The following is a 17,498-nucleotide window of genomic DNA, read 5'->3' on the forward strand; positions in this document are numbered from 1 at the left end:
AAATATCAGGGGTCAACGACCATGCGCACAGATTACTGTGGGAACATCGATTCAACTTACATTGGGCAAGAAGTCACACTATGTGGCTGGGTTAACAAACGTCGCGATTTAGGTGGCGTAATTTTTATTGACCTTCGTGATAGAGAAGGGATTGTACAGGTTGTTTTCGACCCGGACCTACCAGAAGTCCTCTCTGTTGCCAACACGCTACGCGGCGAATTTTGTGTGAAGCTTATCGGTAAAGTTCGCGCTCGGCCAGAAGGTCAAATAAATAAAGAAATGCGCACTGGCGAGATAGAAATATTAGGTACTGGCTTAGAAGTGATTAATAAGTCAGACGTGCTCCCCCTAGATTGGAACCAAGAAAACTCGGAAGAGCAGCGCCTGCGCTACCGTTACCTTGATTTGCGTCGCCCAGTTATGAGCCAGCGCTTACAATTTAGAGCAAAAGTGACAGGTGCCGTTAGACGCTTTTTAGAAGACGAAGGCTTTTTAGATATTGAAACGCCAATTTTGACCAAAGCGACGCCAGAAGGCGCAAGAGATTATTTAGTTCCTAGCCGTACCCACAAAGGCGAGTTTTTTGCACTTCCTCAGTCGCCTCAGTTATTTAAACAGTTGCTGATGATGTCGGGAATGGATCGTTACTATCAAATCGTTAAGTGTTTCAGAGATGAAGATTTGCGTGCTGATCGTCAGCCAGAGTTCACTCAAATCGATATCGAAACCACCTTTTTAGATGCATCCGGTGTTATGGACATTACCGAGCGTATGATCCGCAGCTTATTTAATAAAATGCTGGGTGTAGATTTAGGTGAATTTCCTAAAATGACCTACGCAGAAGCAATGAAACGTTTTGGCAGCGACAAACCCGATTTGCGTAATCCGCTAGAGTTAACCGACGTGGCTGATTTACTGCAACACGTAGAGTTTAAAGTGTTTAGCGGTCCAGCAACGGATCCAAAAGGCCGTGTTAGTGCTATTCGTGTTCCAGGTGGGGCTAAACTTTCGCGTAAACAAATAGATGAATACACCAAGTTCGTGGGCATTTACGGTGCTAAAGGGTTGGCGTGGATTAAAGTGAATGAACTTTCACCGAGTCAAGAAGGGTTGCAGTCACCGGTTCTTAAATTTTTAAGTGAAGATATCACTGACGCCATTATTGAACGCACTGGCGCACAGGCAGGGGATATTCTTCTATTTGGTGCCGACACCTACAATGCAGTCACTGAAGCAATGGGCGCACTTCGTTTGAAATTAGGCGAAGATTTTGAATTATTAGAAGGCGATTGGAAACCGCTTTGGGTAGTCGACTTCCCTATGTTCGAAGAGTTCGATGGACAGCTTCACGCAATTCATCATCCGTTTACGGCACCAAGAGGTCTTACGCCTGAAGAGTTAAAGGCCAACCCAGTAGACGCATTATCAGATGCATACGACATGGTGCTAAACGGTGTAGAGTTAGGCGGTGGTTCAGTTCGTATCCATAACGAAGATATGCAATCTACGGTATTTAATATTTTGGGTATTGATGACGAAGAAGCTAAAAACAAGTTTGGCTTTTTGCTTGATGCCCTTCGCTTTGGTGCGCCTCCTCACGCTGGTTTAGCGTTTGGCTTAGATCGTCTCGTTATGTTAATGACGGGCGCTACGTCAATTCGTGACGTAATGGCGTTTCCGAAGACAACGACTGCTGCGTGCCCACTTACTTCGGCACCAAGCCCGGCTAATCCTCAGCAGCTTGAAGATTTAGCCATTGCAACGGTGAAGAAGCAATCATAAATCATGGCATATAAAAAGCCTGAATCAGCGCTGGTGGTGTTATACGACGAACACCACCGAGTGCTGTTGTTGCAACGCATGGACGACGCTTCGTTTTGGCAGTCTGTCACGGGTGCGTTGGAAGAGGGTGAATTACCTATCGAAACCGCCTATAGAGAGGTGTTCGAGGAGACAGGTATTGATGCAAAATCGCTAGGTTTACGCATTAATAACCACCACAAACAAAATAAATACATTATCCGCAAACGATGGCAACATCGTTATCCCCCTGGTACCGAGCATAATATCGAGCACGTCTTTTCTTTGAAAGTCAGTAGTAATACGCCAATTAGTTTAACCGAACACCTTCAGTATGAATGGGTGTCAAAGGAAGAGGCTCTTCAACGGCTTTGGTCGCCGTCAAACAGAGAGGCGGTATCATTGTTTGTACCGAATGCTTCTTAATGGTTATACTGGGTATAGATCCAGGTTCTAGGATCACAGGCTACGGTTTAATTGCGCGAAAGCAGGGTAAATTGGTCTATGTAGCAAGTGGATGTATTCGAGTTGGCACAACAGATTTACCTTCTCGACTTGCCAATATTTTTACCGGCGTGGGCGATATTATTCGCCAGTATGATCCTTCGCAGTTTGCCATAGAGCAGGTTTTTATGGCCAAAAATCCAGACTCTGCGTTAAAGCTTGGGCAAGCGCGGGGTGCTGCTATTGTTGCTGCAACACAGTCTCAACTGCCTGTCGCTGAATATAGCGCAAGGCAGATAAAGCAGGCCGTGGTGGGGAAGGGCAACGCAGATAAAACGCAGGTTCAGCACATGGTAAAACATTTGCTGAACTTAAGCGGTACTCCCCAGGCTGACGCAGCAGACGCCCTTGCCGTGGCGTTGTGCCATGCCAATACTGAGCAAAGTCTTATTAATATGGCAGGGCAAGCGCGCAAAACAGTGCGCGGCCGATTGCGATAACCTTCTAGAACCGATCTATTTTTCATACGTGCAGGGCATAAAAAGAGAATATAAATGATTGGACGAATTCGCGGTACGTTGGCTGAAAAACAGCCTCCAGAAATTCTTGTTGATGTTGCTGGCGTAGGGTATGAAATACATATGCCCATGACCAGCTTTTACCAATTGCCCGCTGTGGGCGAAGAAGTTGTTGTTTACACCCACTTTGTTGTGCGGGAAGACGCGCAGTTACTTTTTGGCTTTGCTGATAAACTTGAGCGAGGATTGTTTCGTGAGTTGATAAAGGCGAACGGTGTAGGTCCGAAACTCGGCCTTGCTATTTTATCTGGCATGTCGGCGTCGCAGTTTTTAGCTAGTGTGCAAAACGAGGACGTTTCTGCTCTTGTTAGTCTACCTGGCATTGGGCGCAAAACCGCCGAGCGACTTGTTGTTGAGTTAAAAGATAGATTAGCCAAATTTGGAAAGATGCAAAGCATTGCTGTTCCGCCACCGAGCAGTGACTTACTCTCTGGTGGGAATACTATCGTTAACGTTAATAGCGCCCGCGAAGAAGCCCAAAGTGCACTTATTGCACTTGGATACAAGCCTGCGCAAGCGAGTAAGTTAGTCGACAGTGTTTACACTGATGGCATGGAGAGCGAGTCGCTCATACGCGAAGCATTAAAAGCAGCCCTATAATGACGCAATTAATAAGTAGATAAATAATGATAGAAGCCGACAGACTGATTACGCCGGATGCTAATACAGAAGATGAAGTTATCGATCGCGCTATTCGGCCGAAGATGCTGGCAGACTATACAGGCCAGCCTCATGTGTGTGAGCAAATGGAAATTTTTATTCAGGCTGCGCGCAACAGAGAAGACGCACTAGATCATCTCCTTATTTTTGGGCCTCCTGGGTTAGGTAAAACAACCTTGGCCAATATTGTTGCCAATGAAATGGGCGTGAACATTAAAACGACCTCGGGGCCTGTGCTAGAAAAAGCTGGTGATTTAGCCGCATTGCTTACAAACCTTGAGAAAAACGATGTTCTTTTTATCGATGAAATTCATCGTCTGAGTCCGGTAGTTGAAGAAATTCTTTATCCTGCCATGGAAGACTACCAGCTAGATATCATGATAGGAGAGGGGCCTGCGGCACGCTCGATAAAGCTCGACCTCCCGCCCTTTACATTAGTGGGCGCAACAACCCGCGCAGGCTCATTGACGTCGCCACTTAGAGATCGCTTTGGCATTGTACAGCGTCTTGAATTCTACTCTGTTAAAGACCTCACCACGATAGTCTCAAGAAGTGCAAGCTACCTAAACCTAGAAATGACAGAAGAAGGCGCAACAGAGGTTGCCTGTCGCGCTAGAGGTACACCGCGTATTGCGAATCGCCTGTTAAGACGAGTACGTGATTACGCCGAAATTAAGTCTGATGGCACGGTAGGACCTGATATCGCAGCAAAAGCCCTTGATATGCTAGATGTAGATAAAGAAGGTTTCGATTATATGGATCGTAAATTGCTAACAGCTATTATAGAAAAATTTGATGGCGGCCCCGTGGGTTTAGACAATTTAGCCGCAGCGATTGGAGAGGAAAAGGAGACCATCGAAGATGTCATCGAACCTTTCCTTATACAGCAGGGCTTTTTACAACGTACTCCCAGGGGACGTATAGCTTCGCAACGTGCCTATCTTCACTTTGGTTTCACGCCAACGACCTAACATTCGGCTACGGATGACCACTTCAGGGCTGTGGTGGTCGGTTCGCTTCAAATATTTCTATCTTTATAAATTGATCTAAAGAGTTACAGGCAAAAAAAAGCCCGCTCATAGAGCGGGCTAAAACAACAAGTGTTGAAGGAAATAAATCCAGGGAACTCATGTCTACAGGAGAAAAACTCTTGCATGACCGTGCTTAGCACCATCACGCTCTGTTCGACTGATGCGGTGCATTATAGACATCTATTGGAATTACTCAATTGAGTAAAATTATTTTTTAGACTTAGAAAAACTAATGTGTAAATGATGTGTTATTTTGTGGTTGTAAAAAGTTTAAAGCTCAAGTTTGATAGTGGTTTGGCACTTGTTTTAATATGTTATTTGTCGCAATTCATGGCCTGTTTATCTGGCATATGGATTAATTAAATTGTTGTTAGAGGAATAGTTATGCACTTACATCAAATAAGAGTGTATTACGAAGACACGGATGCCGGTGGAATTGTGTATTACGCAAATTATCTCAAATTCATGGAAAGGGCACGAACCGAGTGGCTTCGCGGTTTTGGGTATGAACAAGATATACTTATGGAACAATCTATCGCTTTTGTCGTCAAACGCGTTGAGATGCATAACTATGCGCCGGCGCGTTTCAATGAACTGTTGAGTATTGAAACTCGCGTTGTAGAATTAAAAGGCGCTAGTATGACGTTTCAACAAACGATAAAAAATAATAATGGCTTAAAATTGGTATCTGCGGATATTCAGGTTGCCTGTGTCGATATAACGGCTATGAAGCCAAAACGACTACCACGTACTTTGTTAGGGGAAATTTCGCGTGTCATCTGATCTCACTTTTATTGGCTTGTTTCTACAAGCAAGTTTTATTGTGCAACTGGTAATGCTGCTACTACTCAGCGTTTCTGTCGCATCCTGGACATTCATATTTCAGCGCAGTAAAGCGCTAAATGCTGCACGTTCTGAAATGCGTCAGTTTGAGGATAAGTTTTGGTCTGGTGCCGATTTGAACAAACTGTATCAAGAGTTATCTTCGAGAGCTCAGCTAACCGGCATGGGTAGCATCTTTTGTGCAGGTTTTAAAGAGTTTGTAAGGCTGCGTAAATCTAATACGCCTACTAATGGTGTGGTTGATGGTACTTATCGAGCAATGCGCGTTTCTATGTCTCGTCAAGTAGAAGAACTTGAAAGTCGTCTACCGTTTTTAGCTACAGCAGGCTCAATAAGCCCTTACATAGGTTTGTTTGGCACGGTTTGGGGGATCATGAACGCTTTTATTGCTCTAGGTGAAGTTCAGCAAGCAACGCTAGCAATGGTTGCGCCTGGTATCGCTGAGGCGCTTATTGCTACTGCGATAGGTCTGTTTGCGGCTATTCCGGCGGTAATTGCTTACAATCGCTTTAGTCATCAAGTTGAAAAATTAGAAAACAGTTACGGTAATTTCATGGAGGAATTCTCTGCAATTCTTCACCGCCAAGCTGCAGCTCAAGCGCAGCAAGTATAAGCGTTTACAGCGGGGTCAATAATATGTACGTTAGAAAACGCCGTAGACCGGTTTCAGAAATCAATGTAGTGCCATACATCGATGTTATGCTGGTTCTGCTTATTATCTTTATGGTAACAGCGCCCCTTATATCTCAAGGGGTAAAAGTAGATTTACCCAAAGCAAGTGCGAACCCCATTGAACAAGAAGATAATCCTCCCATTATTGCCTCGGTAGATGTGAAGGGAAGGTACTTTCTTAACGTGGGCGATGACCAGGAATCGCCTATAAGCGAAGAAGAGCTTGGTGCTATTGTAAGCACTCAGCTGGAGAAATCCCCAAATACTCCAGTAGTGGTAAAGGGAGATGGGCAGGTGGCGTACAATGAGGTCATTCAGCTTATGGTATTACTTCAACAAGCGGGCGTTCCGTCGGTCGGCCTTATGACTGATCCTGTTGAGTAGGCGATGCATGTCTAAACCCAGTGATCAAAAAAACACGATAAATAGAGGTGCGGCTGGCAATAATGCCAACACTGCAAATGCCAAAAGTAGCCGTACTTCTGCTAGTTCGCCGTTAAATAACGAAAAGCTAGGCCTTTACAAGTCGCTGGCGCTGCATTTTGTTGTGGCTATGGTGTTACTTATTAGCGTCAGTTTCTCTCCAGACCCTCTTCCTAGCGCGCCGAGTAACGCGCCTGTGATAGAAGCAACGTTTATTGATGCTCAGGCTATTGCCGATAAAAAGCGGGCTGAAGCGCAGGCCGAAGCTCAGGCCCGTGCGCAAGAGGCTGAGCGGCAGCGAAAAGCTGCGGCAGCGGCAGAGAGAAAGCGTCAGCAGGCTTTAGCAACCAAGCGTGCCAGAGAAAAGAGGGAAGCGCAGGCTGCAGAGGCTAAAAGACAAAAAGAGCTTGAACGTTTAGCCGCGCAAAAAGAGAAAGAGCGTAAAGCAAGAGAAGCAAAAGCCAAGGCAGATGCGAAGAGAAAGGAAAAAGAAGCTGCTGAGCGCGCAGAGATGGAAAGGATTATGCAAGAGCAGCTTGCACAAGAACGTGCTGCGCAGCAACAGCGCCGTCAAAAACAGGTGCTGTCTGAAGTAGAAAGATACACTGCGCTAATTACGCAAACAATCAAACGGAATTTGTATTCAGACGATAGTTTTGACGGCAAACAGTGTAGACTCAACATAAAATTGGCAACAACGGGCTTCGTTACCAGCATCCGCATTCTCGGAGGTAATGATGCGTTGTGTAGGGCAGCTGAAAGTGCTGTCCGAAGAGCTGATAAGCTTCCGGTATCTGATGCACCAGACGTTTACGAGCAATTAAAAGACATCAATTTAAAAGTGGAATTGTAGCGGTATGAAAAAACTTGGAATATGGATGACGGTAATCTCGATGTTGCTTAGTGCGAAAGCCTTTGCCACGCTAGAGATTGTAATCACCGAGGGTGTTAATAGTGCAAGGCCTATTGGCATTGTTCCTTTTCAATGGAAAGGAGAAGGAAACCCACCAGGCGATATCTCGCAAGTAGTGAGGGCTGACTTAACCCGCAGTGGTAAATTTAACCCGATAGCGGTAGACAGCATGCCGCAATACCCAAAAACAGCGCAAGAGGTGAGTTACACTGCATGGGCTAACATGGGCGTTGATACTGTGCTTGTAGGAAGTGTCGAGCAGCAAGGCGCAGATAAATATCTTATTTCTTATCAACTAGTCGATATACTCAAAGGGCAATTAGACGGTGGTAAAGCCAAGGTTCTTAAAGACGGCAAACTTATGACCAGCAATGAGCACGTTATTGTAGCTCGTCAGGCGTCAATGAGTGGTCGCGATTTTCGTCAATATGCCCATCGTATAAGCGACATTGTGTATGAAAAGCTAACGGGAGTGCGCGGCGCATTTCTTACCAAAATTGCCTATGTGATCGTTCGCGATAGAGAAACCGTTAAAAAACCTTATCAATTGGTTATTGCAGATTATGACGGAGAAAACGAGACTCGACTGTTATCGTCACCTGAGCCTCTTATGTCGCCGGTGTGGTCGCCAGATGGTGAAAGCTTGGCGTACGTGAGTTTTGAAAATCGCAGACCGCAGATTTTTATACAGAACATTTACACCAGTGAACGCACGCGAATTACTGATTTTCCTGGGATTAATAGCAGCCCGGTGTTTTCGCCTGACGGAAAGCAGCTTGCTATGGTGCTATCGAAAGACGGTAATCCAGAGATCTACATTATGGATCTGGCCACCAAAAATTTACGTCGCATTACGCGAAACAGAGCTATCGATACCGAGCCGGCCTGGCTTCCAGACAGCAGTGGGTTAATTTTTAGCTCTGAACGGGGTGGTAAACCTCAGATATATAGCGTAAATTTAAATTCAAGGAAAGTAAGTCGAGTAACCTTTGTAGGTGAACAGAACCTTGGCGCAACGTTAACACCGGATGGTAAGCAGATGGTGGTGGTGAATCAGACCAATGGTAACTACCACATTGCAAAGCAAGCGTTGGATGAAGATTCACTTCAGGTTCTTACGAGAACTTACTTAGATGAGTCGCCAAGTGTGGCGCCGAATGGAAGCATGATAATTTACAGTACCCTACATGAAGGGAAACAAGTGTTGTCACTGGTTTCTCTTGATGGGCGCTTTAAAGCTAGGTTACCAGCAGCCAATGGGCAAGTAAAATCGCCGAGTTGGTCACCATTTTTGTTCTAACAATTTAACGACTAAACAATAAAATTAAGGATTAGTAGGATGCAAATGAATAAAGTGATGAAAAGCTTCATTATTGCCTTGCCAGTAGTGACAATGATGGCATGTTCGTCGGGACCTAGTGAAGAAGAGATGGCGGCTGAACGCAATCGCTTAGCCCAAGAACAAGCACAGGCCGAAGCCGAAGCTCGTGAAGCTGAAGCACAGCGCGTTGAAGCAGAGGCTGCTCAGCGTATGAAGCGTCAAGAAGAAATGGTTCAGCAGGAAATGGAAGCGCTGAAAAACGAACAAACAGTTTATTTCGATTTTGACCGTGCGAGCATTAAACCAGAGTTTCAGCGTTTGTTAGACAAACATGCAACATTTCTTATCAAAAACCCAGGTACTAATGTAACCATTGAAGGTCATACCGATAGCCGTGGTACACCTGAATACAATATCGCACTTGGTGAACGCCGTGCGCAAGCTGTAGAAACATACCTTTTAAATGCCGGTGTGAGCAGTAGCCAAGTGTCAGTAGTGTCTTATGGTGAAGAGAAGCCAGCTGTAATGGGTTCAACTGAATATGCATTCGCGCAAAATCGTCGCGGAGTGGTTGTATACCGCTAATGACTTTCATTGAGATAAATACGGCAAAGTGGAGCGTCACGCTATGTGCCGCTCTCACTGCGTTTACGGTTAGCGCGCAAGCCCCTGTTGTTAATGCAAACGGTGGCGGAGAGCTTGAGCAGCGCATTGTGGTATTAGAGCGAATTGTAAAAAGTCGCACTGAGATGCAGCACAAAATGCAGACTCAGTTAGATAATATGCAAAACGAGGTTGACCAACTTCGCGGCGCTTTAGAAGTGAATACTAATCAACTTCAAAAAGTGCTAGAGCGCCAGCGTGAACTGTATTTAGAAATAGATAAACGCGTTGAAGCACTTAAGCAAAGCGGTGCACTCACAAATGTCGATGGGTCAAACACCGCTAACGCAAGCTCGGTTTCACCTGTGGTAGCAGCTACTCCAGAAGTGGGGGAAAGTGAGGCATACGAGAGCGCCGTTAATCTTATTTTAAAATCTCGCGAGTACGACAAAGCGATCCCCGCGTTCCAAGCGTTCATACAACGCTTCCCTAATAGTGAATACGCGCCCAACGCACACTATTGGCTGGGACAGCTGCTGTTTAACAAGCAGCAGTGGAGCGATGCAAGCGAGCAGTTCAATATCGTTGTCAATCGTTTTTCTGATTCGACGAAACGACCAGACGCGCTATTAAAGCTGGGCGTCATATCAGAGCGAAATGGCGATAATGCGTCTGCTAGGCAGCTCTTTATGCAGGTCGTGAATGAATATCCTGACTCGTCAGCGAAACGTTTAGCTGAGTCAAGGTTAAATAACTTGTAATAATCAAAGCCCCGATATGGGGCTTTTTTATTCTATCCGATTAATAATCTGTACCTGTTTGTTGCAGTTAAGTAACGACGACACAACAAGTAAACAACAACTCTTTGTTGTACTTATTTACCGGTTCAAATAGCGATTTTTAAGTAAACTAGGCAAAGCTGGGTACAAATTCTCAGCTATTTGTTTTGATTTTGACCGCTTAGTCGTGTTTTCGTGAAAATATCGAAATAAAAGACCATTATGGGTTGCGTCGGATAAAAATCTGAGTATTATATGCCGCCGTTGCCTAGACACAGGCAACAACCGAAAAGATGGGTCGTTAGCTCAGTTGGTAGAGCAGTTGACTTTTAATCAATTGGTCGCTGGTTCGAATCCAGCACGACCCACCACTCTTTTCAAACCACAAATGATGGGTCGTTAGCTCAGTTGGTAGAGCAGTTGACTTTTAATCAATTGGTCGCTGGTTCGAATCCAGCACGACCCACCATCATTTTGTAGTTTATAATATCGTGTCATCGGATGGGTCGTTAGCTCAGTTGGTAGAGCAGTTGACTTTTAATCAATTGGTCGCTGGTTCGAATCCAGCACGACCCACCATCTCCTCTCATTTGTTTGATCTTCGGCATTCCCATTCAAGTAAGTACTACCTATAACTTGCGATTTTAATTGGGGAACACTCTCCCAACACATTATGCTGATATTATTACAACTTTATGAATCATGCAGTGTGTAATTTTTATGACACTTGGGTATAATCGCAGCCCTTGTCGCAATTGAGATGTAGGTAAATGTCAGTAGCATTTCGTGTGGAACAGGTTGATTACCCTTTTCCAGCAAAACCACAACCCTTATCAGAAGTACGTAAGGCCGAATTAAAGGCTGAAATTAAAGACTTACTAAAGTCTCGCAATGCCGTGCTTGTAGCGCATTATTACACCGACCATGAAATTCAGGCTTTAGCTGAAGAGACCGGCGGTTGCGTTGCCGATTCACTTGAAATGGCGCGTTTTGGCCGCGACGCAGAAGAGCAAACACTTATTGTTGCTGGCGTGCGCTTTATGGGGGAGACGGCAAAAATCCTCAGCCCCGAGAAAACAGTGCTAATGCCGACTTTAGAGGCAACGTGTTCTTTAGACATTGGCTGCCCTGCAAAAGAATTTAGTGAGTTTTGTGACCAGCATCCAGACCACACCGTTGTTGTGTACGCAAATACGTCTGCTGCTGTGAAAGCCCGCGCTGACTGGGTGGTTACATCAAGTATTGCGTTAGAAATTGTTGAGCACCTCGATAGCCAAGGCAAAAAGATAATTTGGGGCCCAGACAGACACTTAGGCTCATACATTGCCAAGCAAACGGGCGCAGACATGCTCATGTGGCAGGGTGAATGTATTGTTCACGACGAGTTTTCTGCGCAAAAACTAGCAGACATGAAAGCTCTATATCCCGATGCAGCAATTTTAGTTCATCCAGAGTCGCCAGCAAGTGTTGTAGAGATGGCCGATGCGGTTGGCTCCACAAGCCAGCTTATTAAAGCATCGCAAGAAATGGACAATGACACCTTTATTGTTGCTACCGACAAAGGCATTTTTTACAAGATGCAACAACTAGAGCCAAACAAGACGTTTATAGAGGCTCCAACGGGCGGTAACGGCGCTACGTGTAAAAGTTGTGCTCACTGTCCATGGATGGCAATGAACGGGTTAGAGGCGATTAAGGCTTCGTTAACCGAAGGTAGTGATGGACATGAAATATTTGTCAATGATTCACTTCGAACTGAAGCACTGGTTCCTCTCGATCGCATGTTAAACTTTTCTGCAGAATTAAAAGCAAAGGGCGGTCTTTAACGATTAGATTGTTTTGTAAGCAATTACATACAATTTTAAAGCAAGCGCTTGATAAAAGCAGTGGGTTTACCTACTATACGCGCGCTCAAGGAATTTCGAAGCAGAAACGTTCTTGATAAAAAATTTGGAGAGGTGGCTGAGTGGCTGAAGGCGCACGCCTGGAAAGTGTGTTTAGGGTTAAACCTAACGAGGGTTCGAATCCCTCTCTCTCCGCCAAATAGCATCGAGGCCTTGCATGACGCAGGGCCTTGTTGTTTTTAAAGTGCACATTAATTTCCAAATAAACATCAAAAAACCTCTTATCTAAACCCGCAAGTAAAGAGCCAAGCATCTTATATCAATAAAAAGTGAGACTGCGTCACGCACCTCAATTTTTATTGAAAAACTCTTCCTTCGTTTGCAACGTATACTTTCTTAAATAAGCCGAGACTTTAAATAGCTTAGCCTTTCTTCCCGCTTGTGGCGCTATGGGCTGAATTTTTTGAAATTAGTAGTCCGGTAGCTATAAGCATTTATCACATTTAAAAAGGTCATTGACATGCCAGAGGGCCCAGAGATCCGTCTTGCCGCAGATAAGATTGCCAAGGTAATTGAAGGCAAACAAATAGACGATATTGAAGTGGGGTTACCACATTTACATCAAGGAGCAGAAAGACTTAAAGGACATACCGTAAGCCATGTAGAAACGAGGGGGAAGGCAATGCTGATTCACTTTAATAATCAGCTTTCTATCTACTCTCACAACCAGCTTTACGGCGTTTGGATGACTGCTAAGCGGGGTGAAATGCCCAACACTAAACGCTCGCTAAGACTGGCGTTGCATACCGCTGAACAGAGTGCACTGTTATACAGTGCTTCAGATATTGGCATTTATCAGTTAAAAGAGCTCGATGAACATCCATTTTTGAGAAAGATAGGCCCTGACATTCTACAGCCTAACTTAACCTGGCAAACCATCAGAGATAGGCTACTTTCAAAGCGATTCTGCAATCGAAGCGTCAGTGCACTTTACTTAGATCAGCATTATATTGCCGGTATCGGAAACTATCTTCGCAGCGAAATTTTGTTTGCCGCAGGCATACACCCAGATTATAAGCCAAAGCAACTCAGTGAAAAGCAGGTGGCAGAGCTTGCTAAGCAAACGTTATTTATAAGTAAGCGGGCATACGAAACAAAGGGGCACACGGTACCCAATGCGTTAGCGAAAAAACTGGCTAAGACCAAGGGCAGCTATGAGAGCGTTCGGTTTATGGCATTCAACCGTGAGGAGCAACCCTGCCGACAATGTGTTTCACCAATAGTAAAGGCGCAGCGCAACGGGCGTAGAATTTATTGGTGTGAAATCTGTCAGCCGCTGGTATAGAGCGGATTCAGAGTGAACGATACAGGTTGAGTAAAACCAGTATCAATCACCATTTACTTAGCCTGATTCTACTTATTCGGGTTTTGCGTTCTCAAACTGCGCAGTAATGGCGTTCATGCGCTCTTTATTTACGCCTAGGTCTGAGTAGCCCAAACGAGACGCCGACCTAAAATCAATGATTGTTTTATTATCAGGTGTTGAAGACAACAAAAACTCAACATCATCCACAAAGCCAAAAAGTTTTGATGAGAACGCCGCGTGTACATAGTTATGGTTTTGCTCAATTATCGATGTGCGAGGCATGTCGCTGATAATATCAATTAATTTAACTCTTGCAGCCACTATTGAGCCGTTAAACGTTAAGGCTGGCATAGATTCACTGTCGGTACCCATACTGGTCACGCAATTAGGCGTGCTTGGACAAGGTTTGAGTGTGCCGTTTTGAACACCTAATTCTGGTGGCGTTGTAAAACAGCCTGTTAGAAGAGACGCTGCGAATGTTAATGCTAATGCTGCGGGTATTTTCTTAAATTTTGACTCGCTTTTTATCCAATTTGTCCAATTGGGCCCGCGAGAAAAAAATAACCTGGATCGCTGTTTCATAACTTTCCCTCTATAAAGATTTCGTATTTTATTTTTGTTCCTATTTATTTCTAGCATAGCGTAAATGGTCTTATCTTAATTACACTATCTACATACAAAGTAGTAGAATGCGGCGCATGTGTTTCACTGTAACTTTTTTCGTATATTGAGTCGTAAAATGAAATTATTTGTAAATCTTATTCGTAACTTACTCGGTAGTATTATTGCCTTTTTCGATGTAATTACTCGAGGCTCTAAACTAAAGCGTTCGCCAGAAGAGCAGTCTCAGGTTGTTGCTGAAAGTGAAAACCTAACTTTATATCAATTTTTTGGCTGCCCCTTCTGCATCAAAACGCGCAGGGCAATGTACAAGTATAACGTACCCGTTAAAAAGCGAAGCGTATCAGAAGGCTCTCCATATCGCGAAGAGCTTTTACAAGGAGGCGGGAAAGTGCAAACCCCATGTCTTCGCATTGAAAACAACGATGGCGTTGAATGGCTTTATGATTCGAAAGCCATTATTGGGTATATTGAAAAGCGTTTTGTAGCGGCAAAGTAATACAATTAGCATATGCGCCACTGGTGGCTCTTAAATGGTGGCGCACTTTCAGAAATAAAACGTCCTCTTTGAAAACTGCTGCGTAATAATGCAGAAGAGAGAGTATATAGATGGTAGAGGGCAATAAAGCCTTCTTACATCAATGTGATACGCAATTTCTGCCCTTTTCTTTCGCATTATAAACGGCTTCATCAGCGCGTTTTATCAAGGTATGCATATCTAGGGTTTCATCAAATGTAGCAACGCCTATGCTACAGCTCACGGAGAACGGATGTTGTGTGGAGATTGACGCTACACTTTTGCGTATTCTCTCAGCAAGCTCATAGGCCTGTTGATTATCGGTTTGCGGCAATACAATGAGAAACTCCTCGCCACCGTAACGCCCGACAGAGTCGGTTTGCCTGCATGTTTGGGTAATCGCATCAGCAATCATTATTAACACCTCGTCGCCAACTTGGTGTCCATAGGTATCATTAACGTGTTTAAAATAGTCCACATCAAGCATGAGTACGGAGCATACTTGATGATGCCTCTGGCAACGATTAATCTCGTTGTCTAAATCCTTTAGAATGGCGCGGCGATTAAGTATAGATGTCAGCTCATCGGTGCTGGCCTGAATATTCAGCTCACGGGTTCGCTCTGCTATTTTCGCCTCAAGCGTCATATTAATGTCTTTGAGTTCTTGCTGAGCGTTTAACAGCTCTTGGTTTCGTTGAGCTAGAAGGGCAGCACTCGGTAGGGCAACAATTCGGGGCGTTAACTTCCATAACACTACAGCAGTTACGATAGAGATAAGGCCAGTGATCAGCTTCGCCACGCCCTCTATAAAGTAATACCCATGCCAAATATTAAAAAGTCCAAGTAAGTGAGTAATACCACAGAAACTAATAAACCCTGCAAAAAGTAAGAAGAGTCTGTCGAATTTTAGGTCATTTCGCTTTAGAACAATATGGATGAGAGCGATGGGTATCATTGCATAGGCGAGGCCGGTGAGTGCATCTCCACCTACGTGTAAGAATAATAAGTCCCAACGCCATAGCAAGCAGTGTCCGTGTGGCATAAAGCTGCCGTTGAAGACCATTTCTAGCACGTCCTATTCTCCTCTTGCTGATGCAGATACTTACCTGCCGCCTCGCCTGAAAACGCCAGCTTTCATTAGAAAGTATAGTGCTAGCAGTTCGAAAAGAGCTGTTTTTCAGCGCAAATTGATAGGTAAATATTTATGTTCCTTAGTTTAGCGTAGTCTAAACCTCAGTTTCGTAAAGTTATTTAGCTATTCTGAGGCAACATGAGGTGTGACTTTCTATGCAAGTGGCAATTATGAAGAACAGCTGTAATGAGAGACACCGCCCGCACCAAAATATTCGCGAGGCCGCAAGCGGTAGTGTTCTGCTTCTGTCTGCGCCGACTGTTCATCATAGGGCTTTGAAAGTATGTGTTGTAATGCGTGTATACGCTCAAATGTTCCTTGCTCAGCTTCTTTATAAGCAGGCACTACCAGCCATTCTCGCCAGGTATATTTTGGGTTGCTACGCATCATTTTTTGCGCGGCAAGCTCGCTATTTCCTTGTTGCTTGCCATCTCCCTGGTGTTTTATGAGCGCATGCCACGTATCAAGCCACTCATTCCATTGTTCAGTCATACCTTCTTTTAGAGGAACGTAAAAGCTCTTCGTTAAGCCACTCACTTCTTTTGGAAGCTTTGAAAGCTCTCGAAAAAAGAGATTATAGTCGACACCGGCACGCATCATTAAATGCAACAACTGCAGAAGCAACTCATTATTAAACGTGTTAAGCCCGAGTTTAGCGGCCCACATAGTGTCCATTTTTTCCTGCATTACAGCAGAAAACGCGCTATTTACTTCCCGCAATGCCTCAAGCGCTGAAGGTGCATTTGTGAGCAGAGGCTCAATTGCACGGCAAAACATATCAAAATTCTTTTCGGCGGCTACGGGTTGGTTAAGAAAAGAAAAGTGGCGTCCCCCTCCTGTCCACGGCTGATAAGCAGGGTCAAACAGCTCACAGAATCCGAAAGGACCATAGTCGAGAGTGTATCCGCCCGCAGCGCAGTTATCACTGTTGAAGTTTCCTTGGCAGTATCCCACTCGTATCCAGTTGGCGATAAGTGATGTCAATCGTTCGCGAAAAGCCTTGGCAAGTGCGATGAGCTGGCTTTCAAATGGTTGCGAGCTGTCTACTTCGTTTGGATATTCTCTTTCTATCAAGTGCATAACAAGCTTTTGAAGCTCCTCTAGCGCAGAAGGATACTCGTTGCGTCTAGCACGCCTACCAAATAGCTCAAGTTGCCCCACGCGAATAAACGAAGGCGCTACTCGCGTAGATATAGCAACAAAATTTTGAACCATGACCTCTGGATCTTGAGAGTGTGAGCCCTCTAAATACCAAGGGCGATCTACGGTTTCCGACTGAGACATAAATAGACTAAGCGACCTAGACGTCGGTATGCCAAGTGCATGCATATGTTCTTGAACTAGGAACTCTCGCACACTTGAGCGCAGAACGGCTCTGCCATCTGCCCCCCGGCAGTAAGGAGTACGTCCGGCACCTTTTAGCTGCATTTCCCAGCGCTTTCCATTTAAAACAGCTTCAATCACTGAAATAGCCCGTCCATCGCCATAGCCGTTGCCGGTCTGAAACGGGCATTGCTGAGTGTATTCGGTTCCGTAAATAGACAGAGCATAGCCTGTAGACCAGCCATGGGGTTTTATCGCTGAAGGTAGGGCTGCCATGTCGCCGGAAAATAGCTGTTTAAATTCATCTGTGTAAGCGAGTTGCTCATCAAATCCAAGTTCGTCAAAAAAAGCAGGGCTGTGGGCAATGTATTTTGGATCTTTAATAGGGGTAGGGGTTACTGGAACATAATGCCCTGAGAATACTTGTCTTGGGGTGTGTTCGTCGCCGTTCTTATCCGCTTGCGGATCGGCAACTAAGGCGTTCATAAAGGAGTAATCAAGGTGTTCTGAAAGGTCGCCTATGGTTTGTACTCGCTGTTTTGCTGTGTTGTCTTGCTGTTTTAACATTTGCTCTGACATTGGCGCCTCATTAAAAACACTGAATTATGCTTACATTGTATGGTCTCTC

Annotated in this window: 18 protein-coding genes and 4 tRNA genes; 19 read left to right on the top strand and 3 right to left on the bottom strand. The window is 44.8% G+C overall.

The window, feature by feature from the left end; genetic code table 11:
• Nucleotides 1–21 precede the first annotated feature (21 nt).
• The 18 genes from aspS (at nt 22) to nei (ending at nt 13,256) form a co-directional block, all read left to right on the top strand.
• Nucleotides 22–1,782 carry an aspartate--tRNA ligase gene (gene aspS, locus CW735_RS06150; protein ID WP_100973188.1) on the top strand — a complete coding sequence of 587 codons (1,761 nt, stop codon included), beginning with the start codon at nt 22–24 and terminating at the stop codon, nt 1,780–1,782.
• Nucleotides 1,783–1,785: 3 nt separating this feature from the next.
• Complete coding sequence (gene nudB, locus CW735_RS06155) at nt 1,786–2,226, top strand: dihydroneopterin triphosphate diphosphatase (RefSeq protein ID WP_071979486.1); 441 nt, start codon at nt 1,786–1,788, stop codon at nt 2,224–2,226.
• Nucleotides 2,226–2,744, top strand: coding sequence for a crossover junction endodeoxyribonuclease RuvC (ruvC, locus tag CW735_RS06160; RefSeq protein ID WP_071979485.1), 519 nt, complete (start codon nt 2,226–2,228; stop codon nt 2,742–2,744). Before nudB ends, ruvC begins: the two co-directional genes overlap by 1 nt.
• 54 nt (nt 2,745–2,798) lie before the next feature.
• Nucleotides 2,799–3,422 carry a Holliday junction branch migration protein RuvA gene (gene ruvA, locus CW735_RS06165; RefSeq protein ID WP_071979484.1) on the top strand — a complete coding sequence of 208 codons (624 nt, stop codon included), beginning with the start codon at nt 2,799–2,801 and terminating at the stop codon, nt 3,420–3,422.
• A 26-nt stretch (nt 3,423–3,448) separates the two neighbouring features.
• Nucleotides 3,449–4,453 (top strand): Holliday junction branch migration DNA helicase RuvB, encoded by a 1,005-nt coding sequence (gene ruvB, locus CW735_RS06170; protein WP_071979483.1) that lies wholly within the window; start codon nt 3,449–3,451, stop codon nt 4,451–4,453.
• 444 nt (nt 4,454–4,897) lie between these two features.
• Nucleotides 4,898–5,296, top strand: coding sequence for a tol-pal system-associated acyl-CoA thioesterase (gene ybgC / locus CW735_RS06175; protein ID WP_100971295.1), 399 nt, complete (start codon nt 4,898–4,900; stop codon nt 5,294–5,296).
• Nucleotides 5,286–5,969 (top strand): protein TolQ, encoded by a 684-nt coding sequence (tolQ, locus tag CW735_RS06180; protein ID WP_071979481.1) that lies wholly within the window; start codon nt 5,286–5,288, stop codon nt 5,967–5,969. Before ybgC ends, tolQ begins: the two co-directional genes overlap by 11 nt.
• 23 nt (nt 5,970–5,992) lie before the next feature.
• Nucleotides 5,993–6,412 carry a protein TolR gene (gene tolR, locus CW735_RS06185; protein ID WP_071979480.1) on the top strand — a complete coding sequence of 140 codons (420 nt, stop codon included), beginning with the start codon at nt 5,993–5,995 and terminating at the stop codon, nt 6,410–6,412.
• Nucleotides 6,413–6,581: 169 nt separating this feature from the next.
• Nucleotides 6,582–7,304 (top strand): cell envelope integrity protein TolA, encoded by a 723-nt coding sequence (tolA, locus tag CW735_RS06190; RefSeq protein ID WP_071981226.1) that lies wholly within the window; start codon nt 6,582–6,584, stop codon nt 7,302–7,304.
• A gap of 4 nt (nt 7,305–7,308) precedes the next feature.
• Nucleotides 7,309–8,664 (top strand): Tol-Pal system beta propeller repeat protein TolB, encoded by a 1,356-nt coding sequence (gene tolB / locus CW735_RS06195; protein ID WP_100971297.1) that lies wholly within the window; start codon nt 7,309–7,311, stop codon nt 8,662–8,664.
• Nucleotides 8,665–8,703: 39 nt separating this feature from the next.
• A complete protein-coding gene (pal, locus tag CW735_RS06200; protein ID WP_071979478.1) occupies nt 8,704–9,270 on the top strand; it encodes a peptidoglycan-associated lipoprotein Pal in 567 nt (188 codons plus the stop codon).
• Nucleotides 9,270–10,049, top strand: a complete 780-nt coding sequence (ybgF, locus tag CW735_RS06205; protein ID WP_100971299.1) for a tol-pal system protein YbgF — start codon at nt 9,270–9,272, stop codon at nt 10,047–10,049. The genes pal and ybgF overlap by 1 nt, the downstream gene beginning before the upstream one ends.
• Nucleotides 10,050–10,362: 313 nt before the next feature.
• Nucleotides 10,363–10,438, top strand: a tRNA-Lys gene (locus CW735_RS06210).
• 22 nt (nt 10,439–10,460) lie between these two features.
• A tRNA-Lys gene (locus tag CW735_RS06215) sits at nt 10,461–10,536 on the top strand.
• A 34-nt stretch (nt 10,537–10,570) separates the two neighbouring features.
• Nucleotides 10,571–10,646: transfer RNA gene (locus CW735_RS06220), tRNA-Lys, on the top strand.
• Between the two features lie 191 nt (nt 10,647–10,837).
• Nucleotides 10,838–11,893 (top strand): quinolinate synthase NadA, encoded by a 1,056-nt coding sequence (nadA, locus tag CW735_RS06225; RefSeq protein ID WP_100971301.1) that lies wholly within the window; start codon nt 10,838–10,840, stop codon nt 11,891–11,893.
• Nucleotides 11,894–12,019: 126 nt separating this feature from the next.
• Nucleotides 12,020–12,109: transfer RNA gene (locus CW735_RS06230), tRNA-Ser, on the top strand.
• A gap of 322 nt (nt 12,110–12,431) precedes the next feature.
• Nucleotides 12,432–13,256, top strand: a complete 825-nt coding sequence (gene nei / locus CW735_RS06235; RefSeq protein WP_100971303.1) for an endonuclease VIII — start codon at nt 12,432–12,434, stop codon at nt 13,254–13,256.
• Between the two features lie 72 nt (nt 13,257–13,328).
• On the opposite strand, the gene CW735_RS06240 is transcribed toward nei, so the two are convergent.
• Complete coding sequence (locus CW735_RS06240; protein ID WP_100971305.1) at nt 13,329–13,859, bottom strand: DUF1499 domain-containing protein; 531 nt, start codon at nt 13,857–13,859, stop codon at nt 13,329–13,331.
• A 157-nt stretch (nt 13,860–14,016) separates the two neighbouring features.
• Between CW735_RS06240 and CW735_RS06245 the strand changes: the two genes are divergently transcribed.
• Nucleotides 14,017–14,397 (top strand): glutathione S-transferase N-terminal domain-containing protein, encoded by a 381-nt coding sequence (locus CW735_RS06245; protein WP_071979460.1) that lies wholly within the window; start codon nt 14,017–14,019, stop codon nt 14,395–14,397.
• 139 nt (nt 14,398–14,536) lie between these two features.
• Here CW735_RS06245 and CW735_RS06250 read toward each other — a convergent pair whose 3' ends face one another.
• Both CW735_RS06250 and CW735_RS06255 read right to left on the bottom strand, forming a co-directional pair.
• Nucleotides 14,537–15,478 (bottom strand): GGDEF domain-containing protein, encoded by a 942-nt coding sequence (locus CW735_RS06250; RefSeq protein ID WP_232368418.1) that lies wholly within the window; start codon nt 15,476–15,478, stop codon nt 14,537–14,539.
• Between the two features lie 237 nt (nt 15,479–15,715).
• Nucleotides 15,716–17,437 carry a protein adenylyltransferase SelO gene (locus CW735_RS06255; protein ID WP_100973189.1) on the bottom strand — a complete coding sequence of 574 codons (1,722 nt, stop codon included), beginning with the start codon at nt 17,435–17,437 and terminating at the stop codon, nt 15,716–15,718.
• Between the last annotated feature and the right edge of the window lie 61 nt (nt 17,438–17,498).

It is taken from the genome of Alteromonas sp. MB-3u-76 (assembly GCF_002831605.1).
Classification (GTDB): domain Bacteria; phylum Pseudomonadota; class Gammaproteobacteria; order Enterobacterales; family Alteromonadaceae; genus Alteromonas; species Alteromonas hispanica.

What these genes read in the sequence shown, in the direction of transcription:
- pal (WP_071979478.1), top strand. Translation starts at nt 8,704, where the DNA reads ATGCAAATGAATAAAGTGATGAAAAGCTTCATTATTGCCTTGCCAGTA.
- ruvB (WP_071979483.1), top strand. Translation starts at nt 3,449, where the DNA reads ATGATAGAAGCCGACAGACTGATTACGCCGGATGCTAATACAGAAGAT.
- tolR (WP_071979480.1), top strand. Translation starts at nt 5,993, where the DNA reads ATGTACGTTAGAAAACGCCGTAGACCGGTTTCAGAAATCAATGTAGTG.
- nudB (WP_071979486.1), top strand. Translation starts at nt 1,786, where the DNA reads ATGGCATATAAAAAGCCTGAATCAGCGCTGGTGGTGTTATACGACGAA.
- CW735_RS06250 (WP_232368418.1), bottom strand. Translation starts at nt 15,478, where the DNA reads ATGGTCTTCAACGGCAGCTTTATGCCACACGGACACTGCTTGCTATGG.
- nei (WP_100971303.1), top strand. Translation starts at nt 12,432, where the DNA reads ATGCCAGAGGGCCCAGAGATCCGTCTTGCCGCAGATAAGATTGCCAAG.
- tolB (WP_100971297.1), top strand. Translation starts at nt 7,309, where the DNA reads ATGAAAAAACTTGGAATATGGATGACGGTAATCTCGATGTTGCTTAGT.
- ybgC (WP_100971295.1), top strand. Translation starts at nt 4,898, where the DNA reads ATGCACTTACATCAAATAAGAGTGTATTACGAAGACACGGATGCCGGT.
- ybgF (WP_100971299.1), top strand. Translation starts at nt 9,270, where the DNA reads ATGACTTTCATTGAGATAAATACGGCAAAGTGGAGCGTCACGCTATGT.
- ruvC (WP_071979485.1), top strand. Translation starts at nt 2,226, where the DNA reads ATGGTTATACTGGGTATAGATCCAGGTTCTAGGATCACAGGCTACGGT.
- nadA (WP_100971301.1), top strand. Translation starts at nt 10,838, where the DNA reads ATGTCAGTAGCATTTCGTGTGGAACAGGTTGATTACCCTTTTCCAGCA.
- CW735_RS06240 (WP_100971305.1), bottom strand. Translation starts at nt 13,859, where the DNA reads ATGAAACAGCGATCCAGGTTATTTTTTTCTCGCGGGCCCAATTGGACA.
- ruvA (WP_071979484.1), top strand. Translation starts at nt 2,799, where the DNA reads ATGATTGGACGAATTCGCGGTACGTTGGCTGAAAAACAGCCTCCAGAA.
- aspS (WP_100973188.1), top strand. Translation starts at nt 22, where the DNA reads ATGCGCACAGATTACTGTGGGAACATCGATTCAACTTACATTGGGCAA.
- tolA (WP_071981226.1), top strand. Translation starts at nt 6,582, where the DNA reads ATGGTGTTACTTATTAGCGTCAGTTTCTCTCCAGACCCTCTTCCTAGC.
- CW735_RS06245 (WP_071979460.1), top strand. Translation starts at nt 14,017, where the DNA reads ATGAAATTATTTGTAAATCTTATTCGTAACTTACTCGGTAGTATTATT.
- CW735_RS06255 (WP_100973189.1), bottom strand. Translation starts at nt 17,437, where the DNA reads ATGTTAAAACAGCAAGACAACACAGCAAAACAGCGAGTACAAACCATA.